Genomic DNA, 24796 nt, shown 5'->3' with positions numbered 1-24796 from the left:
CAAGATGAATGGCGGAAATAACAAAGAACGAAACAGGAACTCCCCTCATATGATATGAGTGAGCACGGGAAGGACGAATATTACCAATGCATCAAACTTTAACAATTTCAAACTTCGGTAGCGGAAAAACCAGATTCCGACCCTTCATTGAAGGCAGAGACTCAAAGAAAGTCCTGAAATGCCATGGCAATACCAAAAGATAGTCCGGATTTGAGGCCAGAAGTTTGCCTTCAGCAGTCAGAGGAATCAGTGTTCCCGGCGTAAATCCACCAAACTTTTCCTCATTGACTTCGCCGATCTCACTCAGCAACGACTCATCAATTCCACAATACTGTAAAAGTACATTGCCTTTTGTAGAGGCACCGAGCCCGCAAACAGTCTTCCCGGAACGCTTGGCCTCAACCAGAAAATTCATCAGCGCGGCCCGAGCCTCGTCGACACCGCGTTTGAATTCTGCATATACCTCGACACCATCCAGTCCCAGCATATCCTCATCTGCAAGGATTTGATTCAACTTCTCGGCGTCAGGCACTCTTTTTGAACCCACCTTAGCCGCAACGACTGAGAAGCTTCCGCCATTGACCTCATTGAACTCAACATCCAGAACCGTCAATCCGGCCTTGCCAACAATCCAGTTGATCTGTTTCAACGCATAGAACTCAAGATGCTCATGGCAAATAGTATCAAATGAGTTGGTGCGCAGCATTGCTGGCAAATAACTCTGCTCAAAAACCCAAACACCGTCATCATCCAGCGTTTGCTCGATCTCCCGCGCAAAGGCTACAGGATCCTCCAAGTCATAGAACATCGAGAAAGAAGTAATAACCTTGGCTTTTTTTCCTGCCATAACTTCAGCCACCTTATTTGCCGAGAAGAAATCAGCAATAAGCGTCACAGCCTCCGGATAACAAGAAGAAAATTTCACCCCCGTCGGGTCAATACCAACGAGTTGATATTTATTTTCAGGATAAGCACGCAACGTAGTTGCATCATTACTTCCAATGTCAATAACCATATCACCTGCCTCAAGCAGACTCATGGCTAGGATTTTGGCAATCTTTGAATGGAGATGTTGCACCATACTGGAATTCAAACCAGAACGGTAGCCGTAATTCATCCCGTACATCTCAGCCAGCGCATAGCTGTGCTTTAACTGAACAAGGCCACACCCACCTTCGGTCGAACATTTCACCAACTCCACAGGGCCCACCGTTACATTTTGTGTTTTCGAGCGCGGAAAAATCCCTGTCAAAGCCTGACGCCCAAGATCAATCAAAACATCCAAACGATCACCGCCACACACTCGACAATTTGAAACTGCCTTGAACATCAAACGCTCTCCTTATATGCAGTCATAGACTAGCAGCGAACCACAGGCAAAGCCTCAAAAACATTATACGCGCGCACCTTCGAGCTTCGAATACAGAAAACCACATCCCAACACACACCCCTCACGGCACGCAATTCAATTTAATCCGAATTGATCTCTGGTAAACACTTTGGCTTCAACATCAATTAGAGAGGGGGTCATTCTGTTTGCAATAATTAAATCGGCAATCGATTTGAACTCATCCAAATCCCCCACAACACGACATCCATCAAAAAACTCTACCCGCAACTCTGGCTCATAAATAATAACGCTCAAACCTTTTTCACGAATTAGCCTGACAACCTCGAGAACACTCGACTCCCTGAAATTATCAGAATCCGATTTCATCAACAGTCGATGCACTCCAACTATCGTCGGTTTCTTTTTGGCAACAGCATCCGCAATGTAACCAATTCGTGTTTGATTGGACTTGACGATAGCCTCTATAATATTTTGCGGAACACCCTCATAATTGGCGAGCAACTGCTTCGTATCCTTGGGAAGACAATAACCGCCATAACCAAAGGACGGATTGTTATAGTGAGTTCCGATGCGAGAATCCAATCCCACCCCACTGATAATCTGGTTCGAATCCAGACTATGCATTTCTGCATATGTATCCAACTCGTTGAAGTAAGCCACACGCAATGCCAAGTAAGCGTTTGAAAAAAGCTTGATGGCCTCTGCTTCTGTCGAACCCGTTAAAAGTATGACGACATCATCCTTTAACGCACCTTCTTTAAGCAAGTTAGCAAAGATGCGCCCCCGTTCAGAGCACTCCCCCACCACTATTCGAGATGGGTACAGATTGTCATACAACGCCTTTCCTTCCCGTAAAAATTCTGGAGAAAAGATGATGCGATCGCAACCCAATACATCTCTGATTCGTTGCGTATACCCCACGGGAACGGTAGATTTAATAACCATTACTGCCGAGTCGTTGACAGACAAGACATCGCGAATAACATTTTCTACCGAACTGGTATCAAACTGATTAGTGTCAGTCGCATAGTTTGTCGGCGTGGCAATCACGACATAATCGGCATCTTGGTAAGCCTCTTTCTTGTCCAACACCGCACGCAAACGCAATATTTTGTTGGATAAAAAATAGTCAATCTCACTATCAACAATTGGGCTCTGGCGTGCATTGATCATTGCCAGTCGCTCTGGAATCACATCAAGAGCAACAACATCATGATTCTGAGCGAGCAAAACAGCATTAGAAAGTCCAACATACCCCATGCCAACAACGGCAATTTTCATGCATTTACCTTTTATTTCAAATAAGTATTTGAATATCACCAATGAATTCTGAGTCTTAATGAATTGGACTCGGACACAAAGTCAATAAATCCTTGGGTTCACTGAGAAAATGAAAACAAAGTGGTGTTATTACAAGCGAGGACCATTACGAAATATGGCCAGAGCACTCATCCACAGAACAGTTTTCAGCTCCACTGCTCTCAGAATTCTAAACTCCTTATCTTGGACCCATGTCTAATGGTGCAAGATAAGTCTCCCCTCATTTCATTTTCGATGTTGGTTGACAGAAGTAATCTAGATTCTATGCGGTGCTACGGGCAACGCACTTCAAGCAAAAAAGACGGCCCATGGAGCAACTTTCTGGACACACCTTAGTCCGGCTAAGCCGCAAGCATGCAACATCTTATCGTTACGATTTGATTTGCAACAAATGCAAAAAATCTCAAAAAAGTGATGCTCTGCGTCCGCGGGAATGCATAACAACACCATAGAATGAGAAAATCACGGCCTCTGAAATCATTGTTGGCTTCATATTCATGCCCCCTTGTGTCTCTAAGGTCGATGGATGGTCTATGGAGGCGAAGCACTCCCAGTTCCTTGCAAGCAAGGCGGAAGCGGGTTTTGTAAGCCGCGCCCTTATCTATCATGATGCTAGGTTGCCCCCCCCCCGACGTGGGCATCGGAGTCATGATCTGACGTAGGAAGACAACACAGGTTGCGACTCGCCTAGCACTAGTGACGCATCACGGGTGCCGCAGCGCGATCAGCAGCCGCGCGACACACAAGGCAACTTAGGTAGCTAGGCCGCGGTCTGATGCCGTAGGAATCAGTGCCGACGACGCAGTTGCTCGAGCTCTCCATGTTGGATAGCTGAGGCTAGAGCGTGCTTCGGTCAAGCTGCCCTCTTTCCCAGATCGAAACCTTGCCCGCCACCTTCATCGTAGGCAGCAATACGAGTTGGTTAATGCATAAACTTCAGAAATGAATCCCCCGCATCATCTGCTGCATCGCAATTGCCTCCGGCGAAAGCTTCTGCTTCTCCCCAGGCTTCGCCCCCTTGGCGGCCGATGAGTCGGGGAACATGCGGAAGCTGGTGTTCATGGCGATCTGGGCGATGCGCGGCACCAATGCGTGCAGCACCTGGCCGGTGATGCCTAGGCGGGTAGCGATGCGCACGGGCTTGCTGATGCAGGCGTCGGCCACCATGTCGGCGGCTTGCTCGGGAGACAACGTAGGCACATTGTTGTAGATGCCAGTGGGCGCAATCATGGGGGTACGCACCAGTGGCATGTTGATGGTGGTGAACGAAATGCCTTGGTCGGCGAACTCACTGGACGCGCAGCGGGTCCAGGCATCCAGTGCGGCTTTGGACGCCACATAGGCGCTAAAACGCGGTGCATTGGTCAGCACGCCGATGGAGCTGATGTTGACCACATGGCCCTTCTTCTTGGCCACCATGCCGGGCAACAAGCCCATCGTCACGCGCAAGCAACCAAAGTAATTCAGCTGCATGGTGCGTTCGTAGTCGTGAAAACGGTCATAGCTGGACTCGATGGCACGGCGGATTGAGCGGCCAGCATTGTTGATCAGGAAGTCCACACCGCCGTGGTTGTCGATCAGCACCTGCACAAAGCGGTCGCAATCGGTCATATCCGCAATGTCGGCCGGGTAAGCGACGAAGCTGTAGCCCTTGGCTTTCGCCTCCTTGCAAGCCTCTTCGAGCTTGTCCACATCGCGGCCACAAATGATTGTGGTGGCACCCGCTTCCGCAAACTTGTGGGCTGCAGCCAGGCCAATGCCGGACGAGCCGCCGGTGATGAGCACGACTTTCCCACCCACGGTGCCGCGCAGGCTTCGGTCGATGTGCAAGTCGGGATCTAGGTGGCGCTCCCAGTAATCCCACAGGCGCCAAGCGTAATCCTTGAGGTTGGGGCACTCCACGCCACTGCCCTTGAGCATGGCCAGGGTGTCGCGGCAATCAAAACGCGTGGGGTAGTTCACAAAGGTGAGCATGTCTTCGGGCAGGCTCAAGTCTTTTAGGATCGCATTGCGCACGCGGCGCACGGGCGCCAGCGCCATCAGGCTCTTGGTCACGCTGCGCGGAATGAAGCCCAGTAAGGCCGCATTCACGAACACATTCATCTTGGGCGCGTGCGCCGCCTTGCTAAAGATATCCAGCACATCCCCGACGCGGTAACCCACGGGGTCCACCAAGTGGTAGCACTTCTTGGCGATGCCAGCCTTGTGGCTGATAACGTCCAACGCATCCACCACAAAGTCCACGGGCACGATGTTGATGCGTCCGCCCTCCAAGCCAATGGCCGGCATCCAGGGCGGCAGCAATTGGCGCATGCGCTGGATCAGCTTGAAGAAATAGTAGGGGCCGTCGATCTTGTCCATCTCGCCGGTCTGGCTGTCACCCACCACCATCGCGGGGCGGTACACCGACCAAGGCACCTTGCAGTCCTTGCGCACGATCTTTTCGCTCTCGTGCTTGGTCATGAAGTAGGGGTGGTCGTAGTTCTCGGCCTCTTCAAACATGTCCTCGCGGAACACACCTTCGTACAGACCCGCCGCGGCAATCGACGACACATGGTGAAAATGCCCTGCGTCAATCACTTTGGCAAAGTCGATGGTGTTGCGCGTGCCTTCGATGTTGACGGCGATCTGGCTTTCCTCGTCAGCGCCCAGGTCGTACACCGCGGCCAGGTGGTAGAAATGGTCGACTTGACCCTTGAGCACCTTGACTGCATCTCCGGCGACGCCCAACTTCTTGGAGGTCAGGTCGCCAAAAACCGGCACGGCACGGGCTGCGCTCTTGGCGTCTTTCAGACCCCAAAACTGTCGCAGATCGTCGACCTTGTTTTCGCTCTCTTTGCGAATCAGAAAATGCACTACAGCGCCTTTGCGCTCCAGCAGTTTCTTGACAAGGCGCTTGCCGATAAAGCCCGTGGCTCCGGTAACAAAGTACTGCATACACACTCCAAAGAATCAAGGCATTCTGACCGACTTTGCGGGGCGTCCCATTCATCGTAAACCCGCAACAAAATCTGCGAATGGCGATTGTGATTGCAGCCCGCGCACGCCGTTAGTAGCGCCCATCTACAAACCAAGGCCAACTGGCCTTAGAGTCGGGATTGCATCGCTTGCTCTGTTTATCGGAGCAAGCGCCCCCACCCACCACCCCTTCAGGAGCCCCTCATGGTCAAAAAACTGCAAAAGAAACAACCCACCAAAGCCGCAGGCATCCACCTGTCTGGTTCGGTCAAAGACTCTGCCCAGCAAATCTGGCAGGCTGGCCTGGGTGCCTTCACCCGTGCCCAAGCCGAAGGCAGCAAGGCCTTTGAGTCCCTGGTCAAGGAAGGCGTGAGCATCCAGCGCAAGACCCAGGCCGCCGCCGAAGAGAAGATTTCCGAAGCCACCGCCAAGATGTCCACCATGGCCACCGACATCTCCACCAAGGCCTCCGGCCAGTGGGACAAGCTGGAAAACATCTTTGAAGAGCGCGTAGCCAAGGCGCTGAACAAACTGGGCGTGCCCTCTGCCAAAGACGTGAGCGCCCTGATCGCTCGCATTGACGACCTGAACAAGGCCGTGCAAAAGCTGTCTACCAAGGCCCCAGCCGCTGCCAAAGCCCCCATTGCCAAGGCTGTGAAAAAGCCAGCTGCAAAAAAAGCAGCACCGGCCCCTGCCAAGAAGGCCGTGAAAGCTCCGGCGAAGAAAGCCGCTGCCCCCGCCAAAAAGGCCGCCGTCAAGCGCGATGCACCTGCCAGCAAGGCTATCGAACTGCCCGTGGTGGACGCACCTGCAGCCTAAGCTGGATGCGGCTTTTCCACTCTTGAAAAAGGGCGCCCCGGCGCCCTTTTTTGCGCCCGCGACACCCTGCTGCAATGCAACAAAAAGCGGGCACCCCGGCATCTACACTTTGAGACTATGACCGTTCGAAAAAAGACCCCTCCCAAAATTGCGCTGGCATTGGCGGGTGGGGGCCCACTGGGGGCGATTTACGAAGTCGGCGCCATGTGCGCACTGGAAGAATCACTGGACGGTCTGGACTTCAACCAGCTCGACCACTATGTGGGTGTGTCGGCCGGCGGCTTCATCGTGGCAGCTTTGGCCAATGGCATGACACCGCGCGAAATGTGCGCCTCATTCATCGAGAACGACGGCACTCCTTCTGAGACCTTCGACCCCTCCTGGCTCATGGAGCCAGCCTACAGTGAGTTTGTGCGCCGCGGCATCATGCTGCCGGGCCTGGCGCTGCAGGTGGCTTGGCGGGTGCTCAGCGGCCGGTCATCCCTGCTGCGGGCACTGGAAGATTTGGGCCCCAGCCTGCCCACCGGCATCTTCTCGAACAGGCAGGTAGACACCCAACTGGCCCGCCTGTTCAGCCAGCCGGGGCGCACCAACGATTTCCGCGAACTCAAAACCAAGCTCACACTGGTCGCCACGAACCTGGACAGCGCCGAAGCCGCCCCGTTTGGCCGCCCCGGCTTTGACCATGTACCCATCTCGCGCGCCGTGCAAGCCAGTTCGGCACTGCCTGGGCTGTTTCCGCCGGTGGAGATTGACGACCAGTACTACGTGGACGGTGCGCTGAAGAAAACCATGCACGCCTCAGTGGCACTGGATGATGGCGTGGACCTGATGATCTGCCTGAACCCGCTGGTTCCGTTTGACGCCACGGCACCGCAGTTTGACAAACTCATGCAGCGCGGCATGCCGCCAGAGAAGCGCAAGATCCCGCGCATCGTAGACGGCGGCCTGCCCGCCGTGCTCAGCCAGACCTTCCGGTCCATGATCCACTCGCGCATGGAGCTGGGCATGAAGCATTACGCGCACGCCTACCCCGATACCGACATTGTGTGGATCGAGCCCGACCACCGCGACCCCGAGCTCTACTTGGCCAACACCTTCAGCTACGCGCAGCGCCGCCACCTGGCCGAACACGCCTACCAACAGACCCGCCAGATGCTGCGCTCGCGCAAGACCGGCCTGTCGGCCAAGCTGGCGCGCCACGGTATCACGCTGAAGCACGATGTGCTGGACGACCCCAAACGCCACCTCTGCCTCCCGCAAAAACCGCCCACCGAGCTGGGCCGGGCCATTGCCAGCCTGCAGGAAATCATGAATGACTTGGGCGCCTTCGTGGCCCAACCCGCAACCCAAGCCCTGCACTGAAGGCGCCCATGGTCAAAAAAGCCCCCCGCCGCACCGCCGAACGCATTCTGGAAGTCACGCTGGAACTGTTCAACCGTTTTGGCGAACCCAATGTCTCGACCACGCTGATCTCCGCCGAACTGGGCATCAGCCCCGGCAATCTGTATTACCACTACCCGGCCAAGGACGAGCTGATCAACTCGCTGTTCGACCGCTATGAGCGCTCACTCAACGAAGTGCTCAACGCCAGCGACAACGCACGGGATGTGGAAGACGCCTGGTTCTTCATGCACACACTGTTCGAGTTGATCTGGCAGTACCGCTTTTTGTACCGCGACCTGAACGATTTGCTGAGTAAAAACCGCCGTCTGGAAACGCATTTCCAGAGCGTGCTGAAGAACAAGACCCGCTCCATCCGCGCCCTGCTGGAGAGCATGGCCCGCTCTGGCGCGCTGCGCATGGATTCGCGTGAGATGGAGCCCACTGCCACCAGCATGGTGGTGGTGCTGACCTACTGGCTAAGCTTTGAATACGTGCGCGACCCGCGTAACGCGCTGGAGCCCGCCAGCGCCCAGGCGGCACTCATGCGCGGGGCCCACCATGTGCTCAACCTGCTGGTGCCCTACCTGGAAACGCAGCAGCGCACCCACTTGCTCCACTTGGCCGGTGCCTACACCAGCCCCTGAAGGCCCCACCATGCCCGCCTGGACGCCCTTTCCCCACACGGCCAGCTACCCGTTCGACGCCGCCACCGTGACGGCGCAGTGGAGCCGCCTGCATGCGGGGAACCTGGAGCCTCTGCCCGAAGACCCCCGAGTGCTGGCCGCTTGGGTGCTGTTCCACCGGGGGGAGTTTGAGGCTGCGGCATTGGCCGGTGAGCAACTGGGCACCGACGGCCTGACCGTGGCCAACAAGGCACGGCTGATCCACGCCGACTACCTGGAGCCGCGCGAGAAAGTACGGCAAGAGTTGTTTTGGGACATTGCCCAACGCACCGCGGCCCATGCCGCGGCCCATCCGCTGCACCCCAACGCCCACTACCTGCATGGCTATGCGTTGGGCCGCTACACCCAGGGTGTCAGCGTGGCCAAGGCGCTGGCCCAGGGCCTGGGCGGCAAGGTCAAGGCATCGCTGGAAACCGCCATTGCTCTGCAACCCGCGCACGCCGATGCCTGCATTGCGCTGGGCACTTTTCATGCGGAGGTGATTGACAAGGTGGGCCCGCTGATCGGCAGCATGACCTATGGTGCCAAGAAAGACACCAGCCTCGCCCTGTTTGCCCAAGGGCTGGAGCGCCTGCCCCACTCCGCCATCGCGCTCACGGAATATGCCAAGGCGCTGGTGATGCTGGACGGCGACGCCAAGCACGAAGAAGCGCAGCGCCTCTACGAAAAAGCCGCCGCCCTTGCGCCACTGGATGCGATGGGCCACCTGGGTGTGGCCCTGGTCAAGGCCGAACTCACGGCCTGAGCGGCCGACCGCATCGACCGGGGCTTACTCGCCCCAGGGCAGCATCAAGGTCAGCATCGACAGCTTGGCGAATTCAGGCTCAAACTGGTCAATGATTTTTTGCGGGTCCGGGCACAGCTTGGAATCGGACACCACGCCAAACTGCACACCGCCGCCGTAGCTCAGGATGGAGACGCCCAGCCCCACCGAGCCGCTTTGCGGTACCCAGAACAGCGTTTCTTCGATGGTGGAGCCACAGATTTTGAGCTTATCGCGTGGCCCCGGCACATTGGTCATCACGGCCGTGGTCTTTTTGGAGAACAGGTTCAGCAGCGCATCCTGCGCGGGCTTGATCAACAGGCCCGCCACCGCCAGCAGGCCAAACGCCAACAGCGGCTGCATGCTGCCCTTGAGCCCACGCATGCGGGTGCGCACTTCGTAAACGCGCTCCACCGGGTTGTCCATGCCCACCGGCAGCACCAGCGGCGCCAGGCCGAACTGGTTGCCCAGCTTGTAGGCGTTTTCCATGGGCCGCAGGTTCACCGGCACCATGGCGCGTATCTCTTTGCCCGTCACTACGTCGCCATGCGCCTTGAGGTACTCACCCAGCGCACCGGCCACACAGCTCAGCAGCACATCGTTGATCGAGCAGTTCAGCGCCTTGCCCACCGCCTTCACTTCTTCCAGCGGAATCGGTGGGCACCAGGCTACGCGCTTGGAACTGCCGGGTGTGCCTTTCAGGCGGGTGGGGGAGTCATCGGGCATCAGCGCCAGCGAGGCCAGATCGCTGACGACCTGGTAAGCCATCTTGGCCGCGTCCACCGACGAGTGCATGCCCTGCTCCATGCCCTTTTGCGGCTCCATCAGCAGGCCCATGGAGCGCGCAGCGCCCTCGCCCGCCGCGCCCAGCGCCTTCACGGTCATGTTGGTCAGTGGCTTTAGCAGCGCATCGGCAATCCAGGCCTCCGCGCCCTCCATGCCGTCGGCATGGGCCTCGCGCGGCTTGCGAACAGGCGGCGGTGCGCCGCCGTCCACCAGCGACTGGGTGACGGAGATCAGCGCAATGCCATCGGCAATGCAGTGGTGGATACGCACCATCAGGGCCGAGCCGCCCTTGTAGTCCTCCACCAGGTGGAACTGCCACAGCGGGCGGTGCCGGCTCAGCGGCTCCATGGTCAGTTGGGCCAGGCGGTCTTGCAGGGCTTCCTGCTCGCGGCCTGCGGGCTTCTTGGGCAGGGTCTCACGCACCAGGTGGTTGCGCAGGTCAAACGCGGTGTCTTTCACCCAGGTGGCACCAGCCGCGTCTTCCACCGCGCACTGCACAAAGCGCGGGTACTTCAGCAGCCGCTCTTCAATGCGCTGGGCCAGGTCATCGTATTTCAGCTTGGGGTGGATCACCCACACACCCAGAATCATCATCAGGTTGGAGGCCGAATCCATACGCAGCCAGGCGGTGTCCACCTTGCTCATGCGCTCGCCCTGCAGGCCCAGCGAGCCGATCACGGCGTCGGTCACATTCTTTTGCACCACGCGCGCCGCGCGCTGGGCGTGCAGGGTGGCTTTTTTGGCGGCGGGCGCCACCGGGGCCACGGTGGCAGCAACACGGCGCTTGGCCTTCTGGGCAACGTTCTTGGCAAGGACTCGGGTGACCATGGAATCTCCGGCTGGGCGTGGATGGACGGGGGTTGGGGACGCGCGCCTATTCTGCAGTCAAATCGCACCGTAAGATATGGGACAAGCACCCGGATCACTCGGGTGTGCACCCTAGACCTGATAGCCCCCTTCACCGGAGAACACCATGGCCGACCTGCAAGCCACTTTCGAAGCCGCTGTAGCCAATTCCAAAAACCTCAGCGAGCGCCCCGACAACGGCACCCTGCTGAAGATCTACGCGCTCTACAAGCAAGCCACCACTGGCGACAACACAGAGAAGAAGCCTGGCTTTGCCGACATGGTGGGCCGCGCCAAGTGGGACGCCTGGAACGGGTTCAAGGGCACGGCCAATGCCGACGCGATGCAGCAGTACATCGACCTGATCGAATCTTTGAGCTAAATCGGCCTCTAGCCCCCGTCAACGCTGCGCAAGCAGCTATCAAAAAAGTAGCGTTTTACGCTACTTTTTTTTCGCCGGTGCTTTGGCTTTGGCGGCTGTGGGGGCCAGCAGCTGGTCCAGGTTCTTGACGATCTCGGCCTCGATCTTGTCCTTGAATGCGCCCAGCAAAAAGCCAAGCTTGGCGTTCAGTTCAAAGCGGTCAGCCGTCACCTGCAGCGTGCCCTTGACGCCCGAGCGCGTGAACTCCACCTCGTCTGCGGTCTTGCCCTCGGCGTAGGTGCACTCCATGCCGAATTCCTCCTCGACCTGCTCGGCCCAGGTGAAGGCAATCTTGCGGGCTGCGGCCAGGCCCAGCGCGTGTTCACGAACAATATGAAGGTCTGCCACGGTGGTGCTCCTGGTGGGTGGGTATGCTGTTGGGGTTCGCTGCACATTGCACCATAAAACCACGGCACCCACACCATGCTCTACAAGTTCAAATCCAACGCCACCAGCGACGTGATCATGCTGGAACCCAATGGCCGCCAGATTCTGCAGATCTGGGGCAAGTTCGAGGAAGGCGCGCCGGCCAAGGGCATCTTGTTGCCCGAAGAGATGCCCGCCGCCAAAGCCGCATTGGAAGCGGCCATCGCCACCGAAGAAGCCCAACGCGCCCAGACCGCGCTGGAGGCCCAGGACCGTGGCGAAGACACCCACGCCCCGGCCGGCGTGTCACTGCGCCAACGCGCCACGCCGCTGCTGGACATGCTGCAGCGCAGCCAGAAGGCCCAAAAAGAAATCGTCTGGGGGGCTTAGAAAGCCGGATCAGTCCGCGTAGACGCCCGCAGCCTTGATGATGGGGCTCCACTTGGCGATTTCCGCGGCCACAAACTTCTTGTGTTCGGCCGGTTCCACACGCTTGTCGGTGACAACTACCGCGCCCAAGCCCTCTTCCTTCTTCAAAAAGTCGGCATCCTTCAGCGCCACCTTCAGAGCCGCATTCACCTTGGCCAGCACATCGGCCGGTGTGCCGTGTGGGGCGTACAGGCCGTGCCAGATGGTGACCTCAAAGCCCTTTAGGCCTGCCTCTTGCAGCGTGGGCAGGTCTTTGAGTGCTGGGGTGGTCAGCCGCTTGGGCGTGGTCACTGCATAGGCGATGACCTTTTTGCCCTCGATCTGCTGGGTGGTGTTGGTGGTCTGGTCGCACATCAGGTCGATCTGGCCACCGATCAAATCGGTCATGGCGGGCGCCGTACCTTTGTAGGGCACCGTGGTCATGTCGGTCGCCACCGCGTTCTGGAACAGCAGGCCGCACAGGTGGGACGCAGAGCCGACGCCGGCATTGCCCAGGTTGATCTTGCCCTTGTTCTGGGCAATCCAGCCTGTCAGGTCTTTGTAGGTCTTGGCCGGGTGGTCGGGCTTGCCGATCAGGGTCATGGGCACTTCGTTGATCAGACCAAGGTACTCAAAATCGCTGTCCACCTTGAATGGCATGTTGCGCACCAGCGTGGGCATGGTGGCCATGGCGATGTGGTTGAGCAGCAGGGTGTAGCCGTCTGGAGCTGCCTTGGCCACCTTGTTGGAACCAATGGAGCTGCCAGCACCCGCCGAGTTGTCGATGATGATGCTCACGCCGCCCAGGGGCTTGCGCAGCGCCTCGGCTAGGTCGCGGGCCACGCGGTCGGTAGGGCCACCGGCGGCAAAGGGAACCACGATGGTGATGGGCTTGGAGGGATAGGTGTCCGCATGGGCGCACACGGCCAAGGCGGCCGCGGCAACGACAAGTAGTTTTTTCATGGAATGTCTCCGTTGTTTTGTGAACAAAGTCTAGCGCTGGTGCGCGCCAGCGGTATAGCGGAAACTACTTAGCCCCCACACTTTTAACGCCTTAACGGTAGCTGCGCGCGTCCTCGATCACCTTGCCATCGTTGGGCAGTGCGCCCGGCGCCACCAGCTGCACATCGCCGCGCAGCTTGGTCACATCGCGGATGGCCTCACCCACGCGACCGGCCAAGCCATCGGGCTGGCCCGCCACTTCCACCAGCAGGGTCATGGCGTCATTGGCCATCTCGCCGCTCACCACCAGGCGCACGCGGCCCACCTCGGGGAAGCGCTTGGCAATCTCGTTCACCTGCTTGGGGTGCACAAACATGCCGCGCACCTTGGTAGTCTGGTCGGCCCGGCCCATCCAGCCCTTGATGCGGGTGTTGGTGCGGCCCGTGGGGCAAGGCCCGGCCAGCACGGCTGACAAGTCGCCCGTGCCAAAGCGCACCAGCGGGTAACCCGCGCTCAGCGTGGTCACCACCACCTCACCCACTTCGCCTTCCGCTACCGGGTCACCCGTACCCGGCCGCACGATTTCGACAATCACACCCTCGTCCAGCACCAAGCCTTCGCGAGCCTCGGTCTCGTAGGCAATCAGTCCCAAGTCGGCGGTGGCGTAGCACTGGTAGCCGTCTACCCCCCGCGCCAGAAACCAGTCGCGCAGACTCGGCGGAAACGCCTCGCCGCCAAACATGGCCTTGGTCACGCTGGGAATGGTCACGCCCATCTCGGCGGCCTTTTCCAGAATGATTTTCAAAAAGCTGGGCGTGCCGATATACCCCGCGGGCTGCAGCTCGCGCATGGCCTGCACCTGCTGCTCGGTCTGGCCCGTGCCGCCGGGAAACACGGTGCAGCCCATCGCGTGGGCACCGGTTTCCATCAACGAGCCGGCGGGCACAAAGTGGTAGCTGAAGCTGTTGTGGATCAGCTCACCAGGCCGAAAACCCGCTGCATAAATGGCACGCGCCATGCGCCAGTAGTCCTTGCCCGTGCCCTCGGGCTCGTAGATCGGGCCCGGGCTGGCAAACACGCGTGGCATGGCCGCACCAAAGGCCAGCGCGCTAAAGCCACCAAACACGCTGCCGCCCTCGGCGCGCGCGGCCTGCTGCAGCGCCTGCAGCTCGGACTTGCGCGTCACCGGCAGCTTGGCCAGCGCGGCGCGGTCCACCACCTGGGTGGCGTCCACGCCTTCCAGAATGCGGGCAAAGGCCGGGGCCTGGCGCTGGGCGTAGGCTACCTGGCCCGGTAGGGCCGCCATGAGTGCAGCCTCGCGCTCGGCGGGGCTTCGGGTTTCCAGGGCGTCGTAGGTTGTGGTCATGGTGGTCTTCCTTACGCCAACCAACGCTTGCGGCGCTTGTAGCTCTTCACGTCCTTGAAGCTCTTGCGCTCGCCACCGCCCACGCCCAGGTAGAACTCCTTCACGTCCTCGTTGGTGCGCAGGTCTTCGGCGGCGCCGTCCATCACCACACGGCCGCTTTCCATGATGTAGCCGTAGTCCGCGTACTTGAGCGCCATGTTGGTGTTCTGCTCGGCCAGCAAAAAGGTCACGCGTTCCTTGGTGTTCAGGTCTTTCACGATCTCAAACACCTCTTCCACAATCTGCGGCGCCAGGCCCATCGACGGCTCATCCAGCAGAACCATGCTGGGGTTGGCCATCAGCGCGCGGCCAATGGCGCACATCTGCTGCTCGCCACCGGATGTGTAGGCCGCCTGGCTGGTGCGTCGGGTTTTCAGGCGGGGGAAGTAGGCATACACCTTCTCCAGGTTCGCGGCCACCTCTGCCTTGCTCTTGCGCGTGTAGCCGCCGGTCAGCAGGTTTTCTTCGATGGTCAGGTGGGCAAAGCAGTGCCGCCCTTCCATCACCTGCACCACGCCGCGCCGCACCAGGTCGGCGGGGCTCAGGTTTTCAATGCGCTCACCACGCAACTCAATGCTGCCCTTGGTCACCGCTCCGCGCTCACCGGCCAGCAGGTTGGACACGGCGCGCAAGGTCGTCGTCTTGCCCGCGCCGTTGCCGCCCAGGATGGCGACGATGCCGCCCTCCGGCACCTGCAGCGACACGCCCTTCAGCACCAAGATGACGTGGTTGTAAATGACCTCGATGCCATTCACGTTGAGAACAATGTTTTTGGGTTCCATCAGCGATTCCCTTGTGACCAATTGAAAGACCCGCACAGCGCGCCTTTCAATTGGCGGCTCTTGCGAGCCGCCAAAGGGGTTACGACTGGCAGTCGGCGGGGGTCCGCGGTGTCAGTTTCTTCTCGGTGGCGTACTTGGCGGCTGTGCTCTTGACCAGGGGCTTGATGATTTGCTCATCGCCCTGCAGCCAGTCGGAGGTGAACTGCCACTTGCTGCCGTCCCAGGTGTGGATGCGGGCCCACGAGGCGCCCATGTGGTCGGCACAGGAGGTGCTGATGGGGCGCATCACCCCAGCAAAGCCCAAGGCATCCAGTTTGGGTTGGGTCAGGTTCAGGTTTTCCAGGCCCCAACGCACTTGCTCGCCCGACATGACCTTGCCCTTGCCATAGCGCTCTTGGGCTGCACGAATACCTTCCACGCCCAGCATGGCGCTCATGGCACCGCGCATGTACAGCACCTGGCCCAGCTCTTCCTTGGGTCCTGTGCCCTGGCCCTTGTCGTGCACCAACGCGATCACGTCTTTGACCAGCTTGGACTGCGGCTCGGCGCCGTGCTGCATGGTCACGGCGTTGTAGCCCTTGGCGCCTTCGGCCACGTCTTTCACATCGGGCTCCGCACCGGCCCACCACACGCCATACATCTTCTCGCGGGGGTAGCCGGTGGCTTGCGCTTCCTTGATGGCCGTGCTGTTCATGATGCCCCAGCCCCACAACACCACGTAGTCAGGCCGGTTCTGGCGCACCTGCAACCAGGTGGCTTTTTGCTCCACGCCGGGTGCCGTCACAGGCAGCAGCGTGAGCGTGAATCCGTGCATGGCGGCGCGCTCTTGCAGCAGCGGAATGGGCTCTTTGCCAAATGGGCTGTCGTGGTAGACCAGCGAAATTTTCTTGCCCTTGAGCTTGTCAAAGCCGCCTTCCTTCTTGGCGATGGCCTGCATGATGGCGTCCGCCGCCACCCAGTAGGTGCCAGCGATGGGGAAGTTCCACTTGAACACCGAACCGTCCGCGCTCTCGCTGCGACCATAGCCCACGGTCACCACCGAGATTTTGTCGGCCGGGGCCTTCTCGGTAATGGCAAAGGTGGCGCCAGTAGACAAGGGCTGCACAAACGATGCGCCCTTGCTCTTCAGGCGCTCGTAGCACTCCACGCTGCGGGCCGTGTCGTAGCCGGTTTCGCATTCTTCAAAGGACAGCTTCACGCCGTTGATGCCGCCGCGGGCGTTCACCAGCTTCAGGTAGTCCACATAGCCGTTGGCCCATGGCACGCCATTGGGCGCGTAAGGCCCGGTGCGGTAGGACAGCACCGGGATGAACTGCTCTTTGGACTGGGCCTGGGCATGGCCCGCCAGCAAGACAGAGGCACTGGCGGCCACGATGGCGCTTGCAAGTACAAGTTTAGAAAGCTTCATTTGTCTCTCCTGTAATTAAGTTGTTGAAGCACGGGGAAAACACGGAACCTGGCCCGCCCCTCTCAATGGGGGAAGGGCCACAAACGCAATTTCTGTTTGCCGATGGACCAGAGCTTGGCCAGGCCATGCGGCTCCACGATGAGGAACCAGACGATGAGTCCACCAAACACCATGAGCTCGGCGTGCGAGACACCGGCGGTGGAAATGTTGATGCCCACGCTGCCTGCCAGCGCAGGCAGGAACTGGCTCAGAAAGATGGGCAGCACCACGATGAAGGCCGCGCCAAAGAAGCTGCCCATGATGGAGCCCATGCCGCCGATGATGACCATGAACAGCAGCTTGAACGACTGGTCTACCGAGAAGGCCGCGGGCTCCCAGGCGCCCAGGTAGATAAAGCCCCACAAAGCCCCGGCCACGCCCACGATGAAGGAGCTGACCGCAAACGCGCTGAGCTTGGCGTACATCGGGCGAATGCCGATGACGGCGGCGGCCACGTCCATGTCACGAATCGCCATCCACTCCCGGCCCACGGCGCCGCGCACCAGGTTTTTGGCCAACAGCGCTATGACGGCCAGCAGGCTCAGACAAAACAGGTACTTAGCCACCGGGCTCTCCAGCGAGAAGCCAAACACCTGCAAGTTGGACACCGACACCGAGCCCGAGGGCGAGTTGTTGGTGAACCACTGGATGCGCAGAAACATCCAATCTGCAAAAAACTGCGCGGCCAGCGTGGCCACGGCCAGGTACAGGCCCTTGACCCGCAAACTGGGCAGGCCAAACACCATGCCAAACAGCATGGAACTGACGCCACCCAGCAGCAGCGCCACCAAGAGCGGCATGCCCTCAATGCGCACAAAGAAGTTGTAGGCCGCATAGGCCCCCACCGCCATGAAGGCGCCCGAACCCAGCGAGATTTGCCCGCAGAAGCCCACCAAAATATTCACCCCCACCGCGGCCAGCGAGAAGATCAGGAAGGGAATCAGGATGGCGCGAAACAGGTAGTCGCTGGCCCCCATGGGCACCGCGACAAACGCGACCAGCAGCAGCGCCAGCATGAACCAGCGGTCTTGCGCGATGGGCAGGATCTGCTGGTCCGCGCGGTAGGTCGTTTTGAATTGGCCGTTTTCTCTGTAGAACATGGTTGTCTCTTATCGTTGTAACGGTCTCAAACGCGGTCGATGATTTTTTCGCCAAACAGGCCCTGCGGCCGGATCAGCAGAAAGCCCAGCGCCAGCACATAGGCAAACCAGATCTCGATGCCGCCGCCCACAAATGGGCCCAGGTAGACCTCGGACAGCTTCTCGCCCACCCCAATAATCAGCCCGCCCACAATGGCGCCGGGCACGGAGGTGAGGCCGCCCAGGATGACGACCGGCAGCGCACGCAGCGCCACCGTGGTCAGCGAGAACTGCACGCCCAGCTTGCTGCCCCAGATCATTCCGGCCACCAGCGCCACCACCCCAGCCACGCACCAGACGATGACCCAGATGCGGTTGAGGGGAATGCCGATGGACTGGGCGGCCTGGTGGTCGTCGGCCACCGCACGCAGGGCCCGGCCCGTGGCGGTCTTCTGGAAGAACACGCTGAGCAGCGCCACCAGTGCGGCGGCAATCAGCGCGGCGTACAGGTCTTCCTTGTTGATGAGGATGCCGCCCTCGAACGTGCTCTCCAAAATCATCACCGGGTCTTTGGGCATGCCGATGTCGATCTTGTAGATGCTGCTGCCAAAAAGGGTCTGGCCCAGGCCTTCCATGAAGTAGGTGATGCCCAGGGTGGCCATCAGCAGCGTGGTGCCTTCCTGGTTCACCAGGTGGCGCAGCACCAGGCGTTCAATCACCCAAGCCACCACGAACATGACCACGCCCGCACCGCCAAAGGCCAGCACATTGGCGGCGATGGGGTTGGCAATGCCAAGGTACAGCGGAATCCATTCCGCAAAGCGCGCCATGGCCAGTGCCGCAAACAGCACCATGGCGCCCTGCGCAAAGTTGAACACGCCCGAGGCCTTGAAGATCAGCACAAAGCCCAGCGCGACCAGGGAATACAGCATGCCCGCCATGAGGCCGCCGAGAAGGGTTTCGAGGAAGAAAGCCATGGTGAGAAGTCCTTAGTGGCTGGTGCCGAGGTAGGCGCTGATGACGTCGGGGTTGTTGCGCACCTCGTCGGGCGTGCCGTCGCCAATCTTCTTGCCGTAGTCCAGCACCACCACGCGGTCGCTGATGTCCATCACCACACCCATGTCGTGCTCGATCAACACCACTGTGGTGCCAAACTCGTCATTCACGTCCAGCACAAAGCGGCACATGTCCTGCTTTTCTTCGACGTTCATGCCGGCCATGGGTTCGTCCAGCAGCAACACCTGCGGCTCCATGGCCAGGGCGCGGCCCAGGTCCACCCGTTTTTGCAGACCGTAAGGAAGCTGGCCCACCGGTGTTTTGCGAAAGGCCTGGATTTCCAGGAAGTCGATGATGCGTTCCACCGCTTCGCGGTGTTGTATCTCTTCGCGCTCCGCCGGCCCAATGCGCAGGGCCTGCAGCAGGATGTTGCTTTTGATCTTCAGGTTGCGCCCGGACATGATGTTGTCCAGCACGCTCATGCCCTTGAACAGCGCCAGGTTCTGGAAAGTGCGGGCCACACCCATGCTGGCCACCTGGTGGCTGTTCATGTGCTTGAAGGTCTGGCCGCGGAAGGTGATGGCACCGTCTTGCGGCGCGTACACGCCGTTGATGCAGTTCAGCATCGAACTCTTGCCCGCTCCGTTGGGGCCAATGATGGCGCGGATCTCATGCTCGCGCACATTGAAGCTGATGTCGGTCAGCGCCTTCACGCCGCCAAAGCGCAGCGAGATGTTGTTCACGTCCAGGATGACGTCACCTATTTTCTTGCTCATGCCGCTGCCTTCACGGGTGCGAATGTCTTTGCGTCGTCGATGCGCAGCGTGGCGCTTACGCTGCCGGTGCGCCCGTCTTCAAACTTGACCTGGGTTTCAATGAACTGGCTGGTCTTGCCACTGTAGAGCGCGTCTACCAGCACGTCGTATTTGTCGGCAATGAAACCGCGGCGCACCTTGTTGGTCCGCGTGAGTTCGCCATCGTCGGCGTCCAGCTCTTTGTGCAGCACCAGAAAGCGGCTCACCTGGCTGCCGGCCAAGAGCGCATCGGCGCTCAGGTCGGCGTTGACCTTCTCCACGCATTCCTTGATGAGCTGGTAGACCTCGGGCTTCTGCGCCAGGTCGGTGTAGCCCGCATAGGGCAGGTTGCGGCGCTCGGCCCAATTGCCCACCGCGTCAAAGTCGATGTTGATGAGCACGCACACCTGGTCGCGACCGTCGCCATAGGCCACCACCTCTTTGATATGCTGGAAGAACTTCAGCTTGTTCTCAACGTACTTGGGCGCAAACATGGCGGCGTCAAACGCCCCGCCTTGGATGCGGCCCACATCTTTCACGCGATCAATGATCTTCAGGTGGCCCTGCGCGTCGATAAAGCCCGCATCGCTGGAGTGGTACCAGCCGTCGGCCGTCAGCACCTCGGCCGTGGCGGCGGGGTTTTTGTAGTACGCGGTGAACAGGCCGGGCGACTTGATCAGGATCTCGCCGTTGTCCGCCACCTTGATCTCCACGCCCTCGCAGGGCACGCCCACGGTGTCGGCGCGGGCCTGGTTGTCGGGCTGCAGGCACACAAACACCGCGGTCTCGGTAGAGCCGTAGAGCTGCTTGAGGTTGATGCCGATGGAGCGGTAGAAGGTGAACAGGTCCGGGCCAATGGCCTCACCCGCGGTGTAGGCCACGCGCACCCGGCTAAAGCCCAGCGTATTGCGCAGCGGGCCGTACACCAGCACATTGCCCAGCGCATACAGCGCGCGGTCGGCGGCCGACACGGGCAGGCCGTCCATCAGCGCGGGGCCCACTTTTTTGGCCACACCCATGAAGTAATGGAACATATGGCGCTTGATGGCGCCTGCGTCTTCCATGCGGATCATCACGCTGGTCAGCAGGCCTTCAAAAATGCGCGGCGGTGCAAAGTAGTAGGTGGGGCCAATCTCTTTCAGGTCGATGGTGGCGGTGGCGCTGCTCTCGGGGCAGTTCACCACATAGCCGCACGACAGCCACTGCGCGTAGCTAAAGATGTTTTGCCCAATCCAGGCGGGAGGCAAATAGGCCAGCACCTCTTCGTCGCCCGTCAGCCGATCGAACTCGGCACCGGCGCGGGCGCGGTTCAGCAGTGAGTCATGCGTGTGCACCACGCCCTTGGGGTTGCCCGTGGTGCCAGAGGTGAAGAACATCGCTGCCACATCGGTGTGCGCGATCTTGGCAATCTCGCCCTTGAAGAAATTGGGTTGCGCGGCGGCAAACGCGCGGCCGCTGGCCTGCAGTGCGTCCAGCGCCTCCAAGCCAGGCTCGTCGTAGTGGCGCAGGCCACGCGGGTCGTCAAAGTAAATGTGGGCCAACTGCGGGCACTGGGTGCGCACTTCCAGCAGCTTGTCCACCTGCTCCTGGTCTTCGGCAAAGGCAAAGCGCACGTCGGCGTTGTTGATGGGGAACACGCATTCGGGCGCAGCCGCGTCCTGGTACAGCGGAATAGGCACGGCGCCCAGGCTTTGCGCGGCCAGCATGGTGGCGTACAGCCGGGGGCGGTTCGCGCCCACCACCACCATATGGTCATCGCGGCGCAGCCCGGCCTGGTGCAGGCCCGCGGCAATCTGCTCCACCATCTGTGCCAGGTCGACCCAGGTCAGCGCCTGCCAGATGCCGTATTCCTTTTCACGCATGGCCGGCGCCTGCGGGCGCTGGCTGGCGTGCTGCAGCAGCAGCTGCGGAAATGTCGTGTGCGTACCCATTGCGTGTCACCTCGTTATGGCCGGTCACCTGTGTGACGCGGGCTTGGTATGGGCGGAATGGTAGGACCGGGTTTGACGCCAAGTTGTCGTTTGGACGACAATTTGTGCTTTTCTCGGTAGGTGTTTTCCCTTCACTTATTCGCAACTTACAAGGCCTGTCCATGACTGCCGACGCAACCCTGCACCAGCGCCGCCGCCCCCTCACCGAGGGGGAGCTGGCGGCCATTCCGTGGCTGCAAGTGCTGCTGCCCGATGAACGCCAGCGCGCGGTGGACGACCTGCGCATTGCCGAGGCCGCACCCGGCGAATACCTGTGCCGCATGGGCCGCCCGGTGACGTATTGGTTTGGCGTGGTGGACGGCCTGTTGAAGATGAGCACCGACAACGCCGAGGGCCAGACCATGACCTTCACCGGCGTGCCGCCAGGCGGCTGGTTTGGCGAAGGCACGGCCCTGAAGCGCGAGACCTACCGCTACAACATCCAGGCGCTGCGCAAGAGCCTGGTGGCGGGCCTGCATGTAGACACCTTCCACTGGCTGCTGGACCACTCCATCGGCTTCAACCGCTTTGTGATGAACCAGTTGAACGAGCGTCTGGGCCAGTTTATCGCCGCGCGCGAGATCGACCGCATGACCAACCCCGACATCCGCGTGGCGCGCAGCCTGGCGTCGCTGTTTAACCCAGTGCTGTATCCCGGCGTGGGCGAGGTGCTGCGCATCACCCAGCAGGAGCTGGCCTACCTGGTGGGCCTGTCCCGCCAGCGGGTCAACGAGGCGCTGAATGCGCTGGAGGCGCAGAACTTTATTCGGGTGGAATATGGGGGCCTGCGGGTGCTGGATTTGCAGGCGCTGCGGTCGCGGGTGTTTACGCGTCAAATCACTGCCTAGCCCGCGTATACATTGCGCTAGCAGCTATTGTTTTTGTAGTGGCTTGGTTTTGGGTGAGTGTGGGTTTCACGCTGCCGGGTGGGCGGGGCAGGCGGCCCGGGTATCCGTTCTCCGGCCTTGCTCGCGGGTGGCTGTTTTGGGTTTGCCTGCTTTGTGTCGTGAAGGAGTGGGTTGGTGCGCTGGCTCTGTGGCAACCGCGAATGAGGGCCTGCGAACGGACACCCGAACCACCTACCTCAAATCAATAAACAGTACGCAACCTAGCTCAGCCAACCAACCTCGCGTCTATCTCTGCCTCTAAGGTTTTGTCATTGGAAAGTCTTGCTATTTGGCGAAGCGCGATCAACGCAAACAATCCAGCTGCCTTCAGCACTCTCCAATTTCTTCATCGCCAAAATTGGGCTCAATAACTCCGCCATCTTTTACTCGTCGACTAAGTTGAAGCATTCCTCCATGTGTGTAGCTGTTCATAGCCTTCCATGATGAATGTTTAAGTTGGGAAAGTAGTTTGTCCGTGAAGTCCGGTTGCGCCTCAATTTCACCAATCAAATCACCAAAATGAAGCTTCTCCGGAAGCCTGTCTTTTTCATAGAAAGTCTTAATCTGCTCTTCAGTTGCGCAGAGTTGAAGCCAGACACCTCTTACAAATGCCTCCATCGCCGCCCTCAACAACGCGAAAGCAGAGCCATTCACATGATGATCGACCAGCCCAACAATTCCAACATGGTGTTCGATCACAAGATCGAACAAAAGCCCAGGGATAAGACTTATTTGCCGATTCGGAATTTCTTGACTGTCATAACGTTGAGCTATCCAGTTGCTCAATTCTTTAGCTTTCCCAAGAAGCGTTTTCAATTCATCTGAATAGGGTGGTGGGCCAGCTAGCATTGAAACTCCTCACAAATACATGCAAATAAAGTGTCGCCGAACAGCCGCTTCTTGAGATGCACGAGCTAGTCGCTAACCAAGGGTAGTTAAGAGAAAAACAAGCCCCTAGCCCCCGTATCCATTGCGCCAGCAGCTACCAATTCAATAGCATTAAGCCGGCTTGGCCCCATGCGACAAAGACTTGGCCTCCATCAGCCGGATGACTGTGGGCCAGCCGCTGGCGATGAAATCGGCCAGGGCCTGGGCGGTGGGGAAGCGCTGGGCGGGGTCCTTGTGCATCATCTTGTCCAGCAGCAGCTGGAACTCTGCAAACTTGGGCTCAAAGCGCGGGATGGGGGCGTGCACATGCTGGTACAGCAGCGCCTCCATGTGGTCGGCCACATAGGGGCGCTTGCCGGTCACCATCTCAAAAAAGATGGCGCCCAGGCTGTAAATGTCGCTGGCCGGGCTGACCGGGCGGCCGCTGGCTTGCTCGGGGCTTAGGTAATAGGGCGAGCCGACGATGTCGCCCTGCTGCGTTTTCTCCAGCTCGTCACCCATGTGCTTGGCCACGCCAAAGTCGATCAGCGCCACGCTGCCGTCGGCGCGCAGCATCAGGTTGTCGGGCTTCACGTCGCGGTGGACGATGCCCAGCGCGTGGATTTGCGACAGCGCAAACGCCACCTGCAGCGCGATGGAGAGCGATTCGAACGGCGACAGCCCGGCCGCAATGCGGCGCTTGATGTCGCCATGGGCGAAATACTCCATGGTGATGAAGGCGTGCTCGTCGGTAAAGCCGTGGTCAAAAATGCGCGCCACGTTGGGGTGGTTGATCTGCTCCAGCAGCGCGTATTCCTGAATGAATCGCTGCAGCAGCATGGCATCTTGGTGCTGGCGCGTGTCCAGCAGCTTCAGCGCCACCTCCAGGCCATCGGCCTCACGCACGGCCAGCAGTACCTCTGACATACCGCCCGCGCCCAGCGTGCGCAGCACCTTGTAACCCTTGATGGGTGCTGGCCCCGCCGAATGGGTGGTGTCGGGTGCATTGGGGTTGGTTTTTTCCAGCGCCTGCACGCGCTTGATGCGGGCGTGCACGGCCTCCAGCACCTCGTCGCGCGTGAAGGGCTTGCCCAGGTAGTCGTCGGCGCCCAGGTTCATGCCGCGGCGGCGGTCGGCGCGGTCAGAGCGCGCGGTGAGAAAGATAAAGGGAATGGCCGCGGTTTGCGGGTCAGCGCGCAGGGCTTCCAGAAAGCCATAGCCGTCCAGCTCGGGCATCATCACATCGGACAGGATCAGGTCGGGCATCTCCTGGCGCGCCAGGGCCAGGCCCATTTCGCCATTGGCGGCCTCGACCAGCTCAAAGCCTTCCATGCGCAGCAGCATGACCAGATTGCCACGGATGCCGGCCTCGTCTTCCACCACAAGGATCTTCAAACCTGCACCTCATAAACGGGAATGGGTTAACTATATCGCTTGCACATTCCATGCGCATGTCCGGTTGTAACGAGACATGCGGCGATATCAACCCCAGGGTGCATGGGGAACTTAGAATCTGGCAT

Annotated in this window: 22 protein-coding genes; 7 read left to right on the top strand and 15 right to left on the bottom strand. The window is 59.6% G+C overall.

The features are described 5' to 3' along the window. Positions 1 to 91: 91 nt before the first annotated feature. The 3 genes from AC097R_RS04515 to AC097R_RS04505 all read right to left on the bottom strand — a co-directional run bounded on the left by AC097R_RS04515 (position 92) and on the right by AC097R_RS04505 (position 5608). The gene (locus AC097R_RS04515; protein ID WP_479596418.1) at positions 92 to 1330 is read right to left on the bottom strand and encodes a class I SAM-dependent methyltransferase; all 1239 of its coding nucleotides are present in this window, start codon (positions 1328 to 1330) and stop codon (positions 92 to 94) included. A gap of 135 nt (positions 1331 to 1465) precedes the next feature. Beyond that, positions 1466 to 2632: a nucleotide sugar dehydrogenase gene (locus AC097R_RS04510; RefSeq protein WP_479596417.1), complete on the bottom strand. Its 1167-nt coding sequence runs from the start codon at positions 2630 to 2632 to the stop codon at positions 1466 to 1468. Between the two features lie 975 nt (positions 2633 to 3607). Next, complete coding sequence (locus AC097R_RS04505) at positions 3608 to 5608, bottom strand: SDR family oxidoreductase (RefSeq protein WP_479596416.1); 2001 nt, start codon at positions 5606 to 5608, stop codon at positions 3608 to 3610. Positions 5609 to 5833: 225 nt separating this feature from the next. Between AC097R_RS04505 and AC097R_RS04500 the strand changes: the two genes are divergently transcribed. From AC097R_RS04500 to AC097R_RS04485, 4 genes are all read left to right on the top strand, one after another. Next, positions 5834 to 6448 (top strand): phasin family protein, encoded by a 615-nt coding sequence (locus AC097R_RS04500; protein WP_479596415.1) that lies wholly within the window; start codon positions 5834 to 5836, stop codon positions 6446 to 6448. A 117-nt stretch (positions 6449 to 6565) separates the two neighbouring features. Next, positions 6566 to 7813: a patatin-like phospholipase family protein gene (locus AC097R_RS04495; protein WP_479596414.1), complete on the top strand. Its 1248-nt coding sequence runs from the start codon at positions 6566 to 6568 to the stop codon at positions 7811 to 7813. 8 nt (positions 7814 to 7821) lie between these two features. Continuing rightward, positions 7822 to 8478 carry a TetR/AcrR family transcriptional regulator gene (locus tag AC097R_RS04490; protein ID WP_310340622.1) on the top strand — a complete coding sequence of 219 codons (657 nt, stop codon included), beginning with the start codon at positions 7822 to 7824 and terminating at the stop codon, positions 8476 to 8478. A gap of 10 nt (positions 8479 to 8488) precedes the next feature. Continuing rightward, positions 8489 to 9262, top strand: coding sequence for a hypothetical protein (locus AC097R_RS04485; RefSeq protein ID WP_479596413.1), 774 nt, complete (start codon positions 8489 to 8491; stop codon positions 9260 to 9262). 24 nt (positions 9263 to 9286) lie between these two features. On the opposite strand, the gene AC097R_RS04480 is transcribed toward AC097R_RS04485, so the two are convergent. Next, on the bottom strand, positions 9287 to 10711 hold the full coding sequence (locus AC097R_RS04480; RefSeq protein ID WP_479598091.1) for a wax ester/triacylglycerol synthase family O-acyltransferase: 1425 nt from the start codon (positions 10709 to 10711) through the stop codon (positions 9287 to 9289). Between the two features lie 328 nt (positions 10712 to 11039). Here AC097R_RS04480 and AC097R_RS04475 point away from each other — a divergent pair, with 328 nt between their 5' ends. Beyond that, the gene (locus AC097R_RS04475) at positions 11040 to 11294 is read left to right on the top strand and encodes an acyl-CoA-binding protein (protein WP_310340629.1); all 255 of its coding nucleotides are present in this window, start codon (positions 11040 to 11042) and stop codon (positions 11292 to 11294) included. Positions 11295 to 11354: 60 nt separating this feature from the next. Here the strand turns inward: AC097R_RS04475 and AC097R_RS04470 are convergent, their stop codons facing one another. Continuing rightward, a complete protein-coding gene (locus AC097R_RS04470; RefSeq protein ID WP_479596412.1) occupies positions 11355 to 11681 on the bottom strand; it encodes a polyhydroxyalkanoic acid system family protein in 327 nt (108 codons plus the stop codon). A gap of 75 nt (positions 11682 to 11756) precedes the next feature. Here AC097R_RS04470 and AC097R_RS04465 point away from each other — a divergent pair, with 75 nt between their 5' ends. Beyond that, positions 11757 to 12089, top strand: coding sequence for a DUF1840 domain-containing protein (locus AC097R_RS04465; RefSeq protein ID WP_479596411.1), 333 nt, complete (start codon positions 11757 to 11759; stop codon positions 12087 to 12089). Between the two features lie 9 nt (positions 12090 to 12098). On the opposite strand, the gene AC097R_RS04460 is transcribed toward AC097R_RS04465, so the two are convergent. From AC097R_RS04460 to AC097R_RS04425, 8 genes are all read right to left on the bottom strand, one after another. Further along, positions 12099 to 13070, bottom strand: coding sequence for a tripartite tricarboxylate transporter substrate-binding protein (locus AC097R_RS04460; RefSeq protein WP_479596410.1), 972 nt, complete (start codon positions 13068 to 13070; stop codon positions 12099 to 12101). A 91-nt stretch (positions 13071 to 13161) separates the two neighbouring features. Then, a complete protein-coding gene (locus AC097R_RS04455) occupies positions 13162 to 14415 on the bottom strand; it encodes a phenylacetate--CoA ligase family protein (protein WP_479596409.1) in 1254 nt (417 codons plus the stop codon). Positions 14416 to 14426: 11 nt separating this feature from the next. After that, complete coding sequence (locus AC097R_RS04450) at positions 14427 to 15236, bottom strand: ABC transporter ATP-binding protein (protein ID WP_479596408.1); 810 nt, start codon at positions 15234 to 15236, stop codon at positions 14427 to 14429. A 79-nt stretch (positions 15237 to 15315) separates the two neighbouring features. After that, positions 15316 to 16644, bottom strand: coding sequence for an ABC transporter substrate-binding protein (locus tag AC097R_RS04445; protein ID WP_479596407.1), 1329 nt, complete (start codon positions 16642 to 16644; stop codon positions 15316 to 15318). Between the two features lie 62 nt (positions 16645 to 16706). Then, positions 16707 to 17783, bottom strand: a complete 1077-nt coding sequence (locus AC097R_RS04440; RefSeq protein WP_477888714.1) for a branched-chain amino acid ABC transporter permease — start codon at positions 17781 to 17783, stop codon at positions 16707 to 16709. 26 nt (positions 17784 to 17809) lie between these two features. Continuing rightward, on the bottom strand, positions 17810 to 18739 hold the full coding sequence (locus AC097R_RS04435; protein WP_479596406.1) for a branched-chain amino acid ABC transporter permease: 930 nt from the start codon (positions 18737 to 18739) through the stop codon (positions 17810 to 17812). A gap of 12 nt (positions 18740 to 18751) precedes the next feature. Beyond that, complete coding sequence (locus tag AC097R_RS04430) at positions 18752 to 19534, bottom strand: ABC transporter ATP-binding protein (protein ID WP_477888710.1); 783 nt, start codon at positions 19532 to 19534, stop codon at positions 18752 to 18754. Next, on the bottom strand, positions 19531 to 21483 hold the full coding sequence (locus tag AC097R_RS04425; protein ID WP_479596405.1) for an AMP-dependent synthetase/ligase: 1953 nt from the start codon (positions 21481 to 21483) through the stop codon (positions 19531 to 19533). The genes AC097R_RS04430 and AC097R_RS04425 overlap by 4 nt, the downstream gene beginning before the upstream one ends. A 161-nt stretch (positions 21484 to 21644) precedes the next feature. Between AC097R_RS04425 and AC097R_RS04420 the strand changes: the two genes are divergently transcribed. Next, positions 21645 to 22370, top strand: coding sequence for a Crp/Fnr family transcriptional regulator (locus AC097R_RS04420; RefSeq protein WP_479596404.1), 726 nt, complete (start codon positions 21645 to 21647; stop codon positions 22368 to 22370). Between the two features lie 366 nt (positions 22371 to 22736). Here the strand turns inward: AC097R_RS04420 and AC097R_RS04415 are convergent, their stop codons facing one another. Further along, positions 22737 to 23258 (bottom strand): DUF6988 family protein, encoded by a 522-nt coding sequence (locus AC097R_RS04415; RefSeq protein ID WP_479596403.1) that lies wholly within the window; start codon positions 23256 to 23258, stop codon positions 22737 to 22739. Positions 23259 to 23408: 150 nt separating this feature from the next. Further along, positions 23409 to 24671 (bottom strand): protein kinase domain-containing protein, encoded by a 1263-nt coding sequence (locus AC097R_RS04410; protein WP_479596402.1) that lies wholly within the window; start codon positions 24669 to 24671, stop codon positions 23409 to 23411. Positions 24672 to 24796: the final 125 nt, after the last annotated feature.

The organism is Rhodoferax sp. ZS1R25 (genome assembly GCF_056521335.1).
Note: the sequence above shows the minus strand (reverse complement) of the source record. Positions and strands in the feature narration are given on the sequence as shown.